12 protein-coding genes are annotated in these 10,382 nt (G+C 56.0%); 6 read left to right on the plus strand and 6 right to left on the minus strand.

Annotation, left to right across the window (positions count from 1 at the left end; genetic code table 11):
* The 6 genes from JWF83_RS24155 to JWF83_RS24180 form a co-directional block, all read right to left on the minus strand.
* Positions 1–773: DDE-type integrase/transposase/recombinase (locus JWF83_RS24155; RefSeq protein ID WP_413647923.1), on the minus strand; the 773-nt coding region annotated here is incomplete at its 3' end.
* A gap of 123 nt (positions 774–896) precedes the next feature.
* Positions 897–1,865, minus strand: coding sequence for a tRNA 5-methoxyuridine(34)/uridine 5-oxyacetic acid(34) synthase CmoB (gene cmoB / locus JWF83_RS24160; RefSeq protein WP_413653050.1), 969 nt, complete (start codon positions 1,863–1,865; stop codon positions 897–899).
* Positions 1,862–2,602: a carboxy-S-adenosyl-L-methionine synthase CmoA gene (gene cmoA, locus JWF83_RS24165; RefSeq protein ID WP_413653051.1), complete on the minus strand. Its 741-nt coding sequence runs from the start codon at positions 2,600–2,602 to the stop codon at positions 1,862–1,864. Before cmoA ends, cmoB begins: the two co-directional genes overlap by 4 nt.
* An 84-nt stretch (positions 2,603–2,686) precedes the next feature.
* Positions 2,687–3,082, minus strand: coding sequence for an MAPEG family protein (locus tag JWF83_RS24170; protein WP_413653052.1), 396 nt, complete (start codon positions 3,080–3,082; stop codon positions 2,687–2,689).
* A gap of 91 nt (positions 3,083–3,173) precedes the next feature.
* Positions 3,174–3,998, minus strand: a complete 825-nt coding sequence (locus tag JWF83_RS24175; RefSeq protein WP_413653053.1) for a DUF72 domain-containing protein — start codon at positions 3,996–3,998, stop codon at positions 3,174–3,176.
* Positions 3,999–4,162: 164 nt separating this feature from the next.
* Entirely contained in the window at positions 4,163–4,729 is a 567-nt protein-coding gene (locus tag JWF83_RS24180) for a hydrolase (RefSeq protein ID WP_413653534.1), read from the minus strand.
* A 321-nt stretch (positions 4,730–5,050) separates the two neighbouring features.
* Between JWF83_RS24180 and aspS the strand changes: the two genes are divergently transcribed.
* The 6 genes from aspS to ruvB all read left to right on the plus strand — a co-directional run.
* On the plus strand, positions 5,051–6,838 hold the full coding sequence (gene aspS / locus JWF83_RS24185; protein WP_413653054.1) for an aspartate--tRNA ligase: 1,788 nt from the start codon (positions 5,051–5,053) through the stop codon (positions 6,836–6,838).
* A gap of 1 nt (position 6,839) precedes the next feature.
* Entirely contained in the window at positions 6,840–7,274 is a 435-nt protein-coding gene (gene nudB / locus JWF83_RS24190; RefSeq protein WP_413653055.1) for a dihydroneopterin triphosphate diphosphatase, read from the plus strand.
* 108 nt (positions 7,275–7,382) lie between these two features.
* The gene (locus tag JWF83_RS24195) at positions 7,383–8,126 is read left to right on the plus strand and encodes a YebC/PmpR family DNA-binding transcriptional regulator (RefSeq protein WP_413653056.1); all 744 of its coding nucleotides are present in this window, start codon (positions 7,383–7,385) and stop codon (positions 8,124–8,126) included.
* 43 nt (positions 8,127–8,169) lie between these two features.
* Positions 8,170–8,694, plus strand: a complete 525-nt coding sequence (gene ruvC, locus JWF83_RS24200) for a crossover junction endodeoxyribonuclease RuvC (protein ID WP_413653057.1) — start codon at positions 8,170–8,172, stop codon at positions 8,692–8,694.
* A gap of 73 nt (positions 8,695–8,767) precedes the next feature.
* Positions 8,768–9,382, plus strand: a complete 615-nt coding sequence (ruvA, locus tag JWF83_RS24205; protein ID WP_413653058.1) for a Holliday junction branch migration protein RuvA — start codon at positions 8,768–8,770, stop codon at positions 9,380–9,382.
* A gap of 8 nt (positions 9,383–9,390) precedes the next feature.
* Positions 9,391–10,382 (plus strand): Holliday junction branch migration DNA helicase RuvB (gene ruvB, locus JWF83_RS24210; RefSeq protein WP_413653059.1); only part of this gene is annotated, 992 nt, incomplete at its 3' end.

Consider the following 10,382-nt stretch of genomic DNA (forward strand, 5'->3'; position numbering starts at 1 on the left):
TTCAGCGAACGGTGCATCCGCTCATGCCGTCCGTTCTGCTCCGGGTGACCTTTCCTGATGCGCTCCGGCAGGATACCCAGCTTTATCAGCCACACGCTGAGCTGGCTCAGTCCGGCGATGCCTGAACCGGCGAAAGGCGCCCCGTTATCCGTACGCAGTACTTCCGGCAGCCCGCACTCCCTGAAGACCTTTTCCAGACAGGCGCGAACGAACACCGTACTTTCCGCCTGGCCAGCCTCGCATGCCAGCAGGTAGCGGCTGTGGTTGTCGGTCAGGGTAAAGGGACGGCAGTAGCTGCGGTCCAGTAGCCGGAAGCGGCCCTTGAAGTCAGCGCTCCAGACCTGATTAACGTGACGGATATCGGTCAGCTTCTGCACGTTGCCCGGTGTGCGTCTGCGCTTTTTACGGTCAGGTATTAAGCCTTCGCGTTTGAGGAGGTCACCGACAGTGCTGCCGGCCGGGACATCAAAGTTTACGTTGTGGTTCAGGAGCCACTGACGGATTTTACTGGCCCCCCAGTCCTGATGAGTGAGCCTGAGGTCGATGAGCTGCCGGGCGACATCGGGTGGGATGCGGTGCGGCTGCGTAAGACGTGCACGGGAACGGTCAGCCAGAGACAGGGGGTCATCGTGCTGAAAACGGTTAAGCCACTTGTATCCGGTTTTACGGCTGATGCCGAACTGGCGGCAAAGGGAAGCAAAAGAATGAGTGCCTGCATGGCAGGCACGGATGAATTCGAGGCGTTGCATGATAACAGTCTCAGTCCAGGGCATAGTGAGTCTCCTCCGCTATGCCAGTTATAACTGTTACCCATGTGCCCGGTCTAAAGTGTTACCCATGTGACCGGTTTGTACCTAAATGCCGCCCTTACTGCATCTGCCGTAAGATTAATGGCGCTATGGTTTTCTGGCCACCAGCACTGCACGTAGCGGCGCGGGATAACCTTCCACGGTTTTGCTGGCATCCGCCGGATCGAGAAATTCCGCCAGCGACTCACTGGTCATCCAGTCGGTTCTGCGCTGCTCATCAGTACTGGTAACCGAGTAGTCAACGATGCGCACATCGGCAAAACCACACTTCTCCAGCCAGTTTTTTAATGCGCCAGTAGACGGGATAAAGTAAACGTTACGCATCTGCGCATAGCGTTCGCCCGGCACCAGCACCGCCTGGTCATCCCCTTCAATCACCAGGGTTTCCAGCACCAGCTCACCACCACTGACCAGCTGATTTTTCAGCTGAAACAGATGATCGAGCGGTGAGCGGCGATGATAGAGCACTCCCATGGAAAATACGGTGTCGAAGGCGTTTAATTCCGGCAACTGCTCGATACCCAGCGGCAACAGATGAGCACGTTGATCGTTACCCAGCAGTTTGCGTACCGCTTCGAACTGGCAGAGAAACAGCTGCATCGGATCGATACCCACCACCAGTTGCGCACCGGCACCGATCATGCGCCACATGTGGTAACCGCTGCCGCAACCGACATCCAGCACCGTGCGACCGGCCAGCGGCAAGATATGCGGCAATACGCGTTGCCATTTCCAGTCGGAACGCCATTCGGTGTCGATTTCCGTGCCGTACAGCGTATAAGGACCTTTACGCCATGGCATTAAGTTGCGCAGTAAATTGTTGATACCAAGACGCTGACGCTCGCTCAGATCCGCGCTGTCCGCACTGACGCTGTGCAACAGATCAAGCCGTTGCGGCTCCAGCAGCGGTAAATACTCCACCGCCCGCAACCAGTTTTTAAAGCTGCCGTGCAGATTGTCGCGTTGCCAGCGGGCAATTTGCGCCGGCAGGGTTTCCAGCCAGGGCGCCAGCGGGCCTTTAGCAATTAACTGATAGAAATTACCAAAGTCGATCATGCCACACTCGCTTTTACGGCAATCAGGGAGCCAAAGTTAAAACACTGGAACCAGAGCTCTGCATGCTCAAAACCGGCCGTGTGCAGACGCTGCTTATGGGTTTCCACGCTGTCGGTCAGCATCACGTTTTCCAGCATGCTGCGTTTCTGGCTGATTTCCAGCTCGCTGTAACCATTGGCGCGCTTAAAGTCGTGATGCATATTAAACAGCAGCTCGCCCACCTGCCGATCGGCAAAACTGAATTTTTCGGAGAGCACCAGCGCGCCGCCAGGTCTTAGCCCCTGATAAATAGTATTCAGCAGTTGCTGGCGCTCTTCCGGCGCAAGGAATTGCAGAGTGAAGTTCAGCACCACCATTGACGCGTTTTCGATATTGATCGTGCGGATATCCGCTTCAATCACTTCAACTGGCGTATCGGCACGGAAGGCATCGATATGACGACGGCAGCGCTCAACCATCGCCGGTGAGTTATCGACGGCAATAATCTGGCAACCGGCAACCTGAATATTCCGGCGCACCGACAGCGTGGCGGCGCCCAGCGAACAGCCAAGATCGTAAACCCGGCTGTCGGGTTGCACAAAACGTTCCGCCAGCATGCCAATCATAGAAATGATATTGGAGTAGCCTGGCACCGAGCGCTGAATCATATCAGGGAAAACTTCAGCTACGCGCTCATCAAAGGTCCAGTCGCCCAGTTTTGAGATGGGCGCGGAGAAAAGCGTATCGCGGTTAGACATAACGGTAAATCCGGTGAACAACGGGAAGGGCGCTATTTTGGCAGAAAGCAGCGCGGGCTGCACCTGGTTTGCCAGCGGCGGCGATTAATGCAGCGTCAGGATCAGGTCCCATGGCATAAACAGCAGATTAAAGATCACCATGCCGGACACGGAGAGACCGGTCAGCAACATCCCATTGCGTCGCCAGTAGATGATGCCGTGATGCATTCCCCGGCTGTGCATGGCGCGGCCAGCAAAGAACAGCAGGCCGCAGAGATGCAGCATCCAGATATCGGCGCCATTCATCTCCATCATTATCAGCAATAACAGGGCGATCGGAATATTTTCCATCGCATTGCCATGAATGCGAATGGCAATCTGCAACCCGGAGAAACCGCCATCGCCATGGGCGACGCGATACTGACGCCGCAGGCGGATCACCTCAATGGAAAATTTGATTAAAAACAGTGCCCCAAGCACGACATAAAGCGCGCTAACCATGCTGAACTCCATCGTGGAAAGATTGTTGCTGCGCTTATCATAGCCGGGAAAAAGATCGCTGTCGTCGCTGACCCTTTACTTCGCAGCGGCATCAGAACAGATGCGCCTGCTGCGGCCAGTCAGGGGCCGGACCCATGGCGGGTAACGCCTGTTGCAGATGTGGCCAGAGATACTGGATTAAGTTCATCGCATCGCCAATATCGGGAGTATGGATAAATAGCCATGGCTGGCCCTGCTGGCACCACACGGGCAGCTTCCGCAGCCAGTCGGTAAAAAACGGCAGGTTAGCCGCCGGATCGTCGCCGCCGATAAAACGTACCAGCGGTTGGTTAGCGGTCATCACCGCATGCGCGGGCAGTTTGGGTTTTTTGCGTTGCGCTTCCAGCACCGCGGGCAGGCGCGAGGTGGCGGCATGTACCGGGCGACTGTCCAAAATCACCCGATTAACGCCGCGCTGATGCAGTCCGCGATTCAGTGCCTGCTCCGCTTCGCCTTTGGCAAAAAATAGCGGATGGCGCACTTCCACGCCGTACTGAAAGGCGCGCGGTAGTTTATCGAGAAACGCCCACAACGCCGGAAGCTCATCGGGACCAAATGCGGAGGGCAACTGCAGCCAGTACTGGCCAATGCGGCGCGCCAGCGGATCGAGGGTGCGGAAAAATTGTTCCGTCAGATCATCGCACTGACGCAGAGCGGCCTGGTGGCTGATGGTGGCGGGGAACTTAAAGCAGAAGCGAAAATCATCGCTGGTCATATCGTGCCAGCGCTGCACAATTTCCGGCCTGGGCAAGGCGTACAGAGTGGTGTTGCCTTCAACACAGTTAAAATAGCGTGCGTAATCCGCCAGGGTGGTCATCCCCAGTTTTTTCCATTGCGGATGCTGCCATTGTGGTAATCCCAGCCAGAGCGGGTGCATTATTCTCTTAATCCCTTCCTTTAATCCCTTCCTTCCACTTAACACGGGCGGCATAAATGCCGTCATTGTGATGGTGCAAATTAATGGCCGGGCGGCATAAATGCCGCCCCTACAGGATAATGCCGGAAACCGCCGTAGGGGCGCCATTTATGGCGCCCAATAGCTTATAGCGCAGCAATAATCTCAGCGCACTGACGAACCTGCGCAATGCGCGGGAAAATCCAGTTTATACTGCCCTGGTGCTGTTCGCTGCTGCCTGCGCTGCAAACATCCTCGGCAATCACCAGATTAAAGCCCAGCTCCCAGGCGTTGCGCGCCGTGGATTCAACGCCAATATTGGTGGAGATGCCGGCCAGCACGATGGTATCAATACCGCGGCGGCGCAACTGCAGCTCCAGATCGGTGCCATAAAATGCGCCCCACTGGCGTTTGGTCACTTGGATATCGCCAGCCTGCACGCCGAGCGCCTCTGGCCACTCCCACCAGTTATCCGGCAGAGCGCCGCCGGGATTGGCGGCATCGACCGGCTGTTTCAGCGCTTCGGCAAAGTCTGTTGACCAGCCGACACGTACCAGTATAACCGGCGCATTTAACGCCCGAAACTTTTCCGCCAGCGCGGCGGCGCGGCTGACAACCTGATCCGCGCTATGCGGGCCACCGGCAAAAGGCAGGATACCCTGCTGCAGATCGATCAAAACCAGCGCGGTGGTAGTGGTGTTCAACTTCATTATCGACTCCAAAGTGGCGGGTAAAGGGGAGAGAGTAACGACAAACTGTTACAACGGGCGACTGGAAAGGTGTCGTAAAGCAGCGAATTTTGTTACTTTTTGTGATAAACCGGCCTGCAGTAGGGATGAATCATGGCGATCTGCGGCGGTTATACCGCTCAGCACTTATCGCCCTGCCGATTTTACATTATAATGCCTGCCTTTTTCAGGGCAGCGTCTGCTCACCACCTCCGGCGATTGGGATTTGATTGCCTGATGGGTAACAACAAAAGACGACCTAAAATGCTGCGCGTGCAGCAGCGATGAAGTTAAAAGGATATCGTTATGCGTACTGAATATTGCGGACAGATCAATCTGTCTCACGTAGGCCAGCAAGTGACACTGTGCGGTTGGGTTAATCGTCGCCGCGATCTGGGCAGCCTGATCTTTATTGATATGCGCGACCGTGAAGGCATCGTCCAGGTGTTCTTTGATCCGGACCGTCAGGACGTTTTTAATCTGGCTTCCGAACTGCGTAACGAATTCTGCATTCAGGTCACGGGCAATGTGCGTGCGCGTGATGATAAGAACAAAAACAGCGATATGGCCACCGGCGCGATTGAAGTGTTCGCTACCGATCTGGTCATTATTAACCGTTCTGAGCCACTGCCGCTGGACTCCAATCAGACCAACACTGAAGAAGCGCGTCTGAAATATCGCTACCTCGATCTGCGTCGCCCGGAAATGGCTAACCGCCTGAAAGCCCGCGCGAAAATCACCAGCTTTGTGCGCCGCTTTATGGACAGCCATGGCTTCCTTGATATTGAAACGCCGATGCTGACCAAAGCCACGCCGGAAGGCGCGCGCGACTATCTGGTGCCGAGCCGGGTGCATAAAGGCAAATTTTATGCGCTGCCGCAGTCACCACAGTTGTTTAAGCAGTTGCTGATGATGTCCGGTTTCGACCGCTACTATCAGATCGTTAAGTGCTTCCGCGACGAAGATCTGCGCGCGGATCGCCAGCCTGAATTTACCCAAATCGACGTCGAAACCTCCTTTATGACCGCGCCACAGGTGCGTGAAGTGATGGAGCGTCTGGTGCGTGAACTGTGGCAGGAAGTGAAAGCTGTCGATCTCGGCGACTTCCCGATCATGACCTTTGGCGAAGCGATGCGTCGTTACGGCTCGGACAAACCCGATCTGCGTAACCCGATGGAACTGGTGGACGTTGCCGACCTGCTGAAAGACGTCGAATTCAAAGTGTTCTCCGGCCCGGCGAATAATGCTAAAGGCCGCGTTGCGGCACTGCGCGTACCCGGCGGCGCGACACTGAGCCGTAAGCAGATTGATGAGTACGGCAAGTTTATCGAAATTTACGGCGCAAAAGGCCTGGCGTATATCAAAGTCAACGAGCGTGCGAAAGGGCTGGAAGGGATTCAGAGCCCGGTAGCGAAATTCCTCAATGGCGATATTGTCGAGGCGATTCTGGCGCGTACCGGTGCGGCTGATGGCGATATGATTTTCTTCGGCGCCGACAGTGCCAAAGTGGTGGCGGATGCGCTCGGCGCGCTGCGCCTGAAACTGGGGCGCGATCTGAGTATTACCAACGATGCCGTATGGGCGCCGTTGTGGGTGGTGGACTTCCCGATGTTCGAAGAGGATGGCGAAGGCGGGCTGACCGCTATGCACCATCCGTTCACCGCGCCAAAAGATATGACGCCGGAACAGCTGCAAGCGCTGCCGGAAACCGCTATCGCCAATGCGTACGATATGGTGATTAACGGTTATGAAGTGGGCGGTGGTTCCGTGCGTATCCATAACGGCCAGATGCAGCAGACGGTATTCGGCATCCTCGGCATTACCGAAGTGGAACAGCGTGAGAAGTTTGGCTTCCTGCTGGACGCGCTGAAGTACGGCACGCCGCCACATGCGGGTCTGGCCTTTGGTCTGGATCGTCTGGTGATGCTGCTAACCGGCACTGACAATATTCGTGATGTGATTGCCTTCCCGAAAACCACTGCCGCAGCCTGTCTGATGACCGATGCGCCGAGCTTCGCTAATCCGGCTTCACTGGCCGAGCTGGCGATTCAGGTGGTGAAGAAGGAAAAGCCTCAGAGTTCTGAGAACGAATAATATGGTCTATAAGCAGCCCGTCTCGGTGTTAGTGGTGATCTTCGCCCGCGACACCCTGCGGGTGCTGATGTTGCAGCGTCGCGACGACCCTGAGTTCTGGCAGTCGGTCACCGGCAGTGTCGAACCCGGAGAAACGCCGGCAGAAACGGCCTGCCGCGAAGTGCTGGAAGAGGTAGCAATTGATATCAACGCAGAGCAGCTCACAGTAGTTGACTGCCAGCGTCAGATAGAATTCGAAATCTTCAGTCACTTTCGTCATCGCTATGCGCCAGGGGTTACCCATAACCACGAACACTGGTTTACCCTCGCGCTGCCGACGGAACGCGAAGTGGTTCTCAGCGAGCATCTGGCCTGGCAATGGCTGGACGCCGCGGACGCCGCGCAGCTGACCAAGTCCTGGAGTAATCGCCAGGCGATAGAAGAATTTGTGGTTTAACTTTTGTTTTTTTATTTTTTGCATTGAAGGCCGGGCGATATGGGCACGGTGAGGTTACTCACCGCCAGCAGCAGAGTCCGGGCGATATATCATTTGGAGAGAAATTCTATGGCAGGGCATAGTAAATGGGCCAATACCAAGCACCGCAAAGCGGCACAGGATTCCCGACGCGGTAAAATCTTCACCAAAATCATTCGTGAGCTGGTGACGGCGGCGAAACTTGGCGGTGGCGATCCGGATTCTAACCCGCGCCTGCGTGCGGCGATGGATAAAGCACTGTCAAACAATATGACGCGTGACACCATGAACCGCGCGGTTGCCCGTGGTGTTGGCGGCGACGACGACAGCAACATGGAAACCATCATTTACGAAGGCTACGGCCCTGGCGGCACCGCGGTAATGGTGGAATGCCTGAGTGATAACCGTAACCGTACCGTGTCTGAAGTGCGTCATGCATTTAGCAAAACCGGCGGCAACCTCGGTACTGATGGCTCCGTCGCTTACCTGTTTACCAAAAAAGGCGTGATCTCCTTTGCTCCGGGTCTGGATGAAGACCAGGTAATGGATGCGGCGCTGGAAGCCGGGGCTGATGATATCGTGACTTATGACGACGGCGCGATTGATGTGTTTACCGCCTGGGAATCGCTGGGTGCGGTAAGAGCGGCGCTGGAAGCGGCCGGTCTGAAGGCGGAATCGGCAGAAGTATCGATGATCCCGTCGACCAAAGCCGATATGGATGTAGAAACCGCACCAAAACTGCTGCGTCTGATTGATATGCTGGAAGATTGTGACGACGTGCAGGAAGTTTACCACAACGGTGATATTTCCGATGAGGTGGCGGCAACGCTGTAATGGCGTTACTCTGCAGGCTACTGAACACCACCGGAGACGCGTGATGGCAATTATTTTGGGTATTGACCCTGGCTCACGCGTTACCGGCTACGGTGTGATCCGTCAGGTCGGGCGGCAGCTCACCTACCTCGGCAGTGGCTGTATTCGCACCGGCGTGCCCGATCTGCCGACGCGTCTGAAGCTGATCTACGCTGGCGTCAGCGAAATTATCACCCAGTTTCAGCCGGAGTTTTTTGCCATCGAACAGGTGTTTATGGCGAAAAATGCCGATTCGGCGCTCAAGCTGGGGCAGGCGCGCGGTGCGGCGATTGTCGCGGCGGTCAATAATGAGTTACCGGTATTTGAGTACGCCGCGCGTCAGGTGAAACAGACGGTAGTGGGGATCGGCAGCGCCGAGAAGAGCCAGGTACAGCATATGGTGCGTACCTTGCTGAAACTGGGGGCGAATCCGCAGTCCGATGCCGCCGATGCGCTGGCGATTGCCATTACCCATTGTCATGTCACTCAGAACGCCAACCGGCTCAGCGAGACCCGACTGCAGCTGACGCGCGGACGTCTGCGCCCTTAACAGGCTGGATATTCATCCAGCCTTTTTTATGTTATAAACAGCACACTCCCTCATTTATCCAAAGGAAGCTAACGTGATAGGTCGTCTGAGAGGCATTATTCTTGAGAAACAGCCGCCGCAGGTATTAATTGAAGCCAACGGCGTGGGTTATGAAGTGCATATGCCAATGACCTGTTTTTATGAGCTGCCTGAACTGAATCACGAAGCCATTATCTTCACCCAGTTTGTGGTGCGTGAAGATGCGCAGCTGCTGTTTGGTTTTAACAGCAAGCAGGAGCGCGCCCTGTTTCGCGAACTGATTAAAGTCAACGGCGTCGGGCCAAAACTGGCGCTGGCGATCCTCTCCGGCATGTCGGCGCAGCAGTTTGTGACCGCCGTGGAACGTGAAGAGATTGCGGCGCTGGTAAAACTGCCGGGCGTCGGTAAGAAAACCGCTGAGCGTCTGGTGGTGGAGATGAAAGACCGCTTTAAAGGGATGCATGGCGATCTGTTTGCCACGGATTCCACCTTTGCACTGACCAGTGAGAGCCCGGCACCGGCAGAGAACGATGCCGAAGGTGAGGCGGTTTCCGCGCTGGTGGCCCTCGGTTATAAACCTCAGGAAGCCAGCCGGATGATCAGCAAAGTGGGCCGTGCCGGTGCGGATTGCGAAACCCTGATCCGTGAAGCCCTGCGCGCAGCCATTTGAGGTAAAGCATGATTGAAGCCGATCGCCTTATATCGCCGGGTATCATCTCTGAAGAAGAGGTGATCGACCGCGCCATTCGCCCGAAACTGCTGGCGGAGTATGTTGGCCAGCAGCCGGTGCGCGAGCAGATGGAGATCTTTATCGAAGCGGCGAAGATGCGTGGTGAAGCACTCGATCATCTGCTGATCTTTGGCCCGCCGGGATTAGGGAAAACCACGCTGGCAAATATTGTCGCCAACGAGATGGGGGTTAATCTGCGCACCACCTCCGGTCCGGTGCTGGAGAAGGCCGGGGATTTGGCGGCGATGCTGACTAATCTCGAACCCCATGACGTACTGTTTATCGATGAGATCCACCGGCTGTCACCGGTAGTAGAGGAAGTGCTCTATCCGGCGATGGAAGATTACCAGCTGGATATTATGATTGGCGAAGGACCGGCGGCGCGCTCGATTAAGCTCGATCTTCCGCCATTTACCCTGATTGGCGCCACCACCCGCGCCGGCTCGTTAACCTCGCCGCTGCGTGACCGTTTTGGTATTGTGCAGCGTCTGGAGTTCTACCGCGTAGAAGATCTGCAGCATATCGTTGGACGCAGTGCCGCCTGTCTTGGGCTGGGGCTGAGCGAAGAAGGCGCGCTGGAGATTGCGCGGCGTGCGCGCGGTACGCCGCGTATCGCCAACCGTCTGCTGCGCCGGGTGCGTGACTTCTCTGAAGTGCGCGCCAATGGTGAGTTAAGTGGCGATGTGGCCGCGAAAGCGCTGGATATGCTGAATGTCGATACCCAGGGTTTTGACTATATGGACCGCAAGCTGCTGCTGGCGATTATTGATAAATTTGCCGGTGGTCCGGTGGGTCTGGATAACCTGGCGGCGGCTATCGGCGAAGAGCGCGAAACCATTGAAGATGTGCTGGAGCCGTTTCTGATCCAGCAGGGTTTTATTCAGCGCACCCCGCGTGGTCGTATGGCCACGCAGCATGCGTATAAACACTTCGGTATTAC

The sequence above is a fragment of the Pantoea sp. B65 genome, from assembly GCF_047308185.1.
Lineage (GTDB): Bacteria > Pseudomonadota > Gammaproteobacteria > Enterobacterales > Enterobacteriaceae > Erwinia.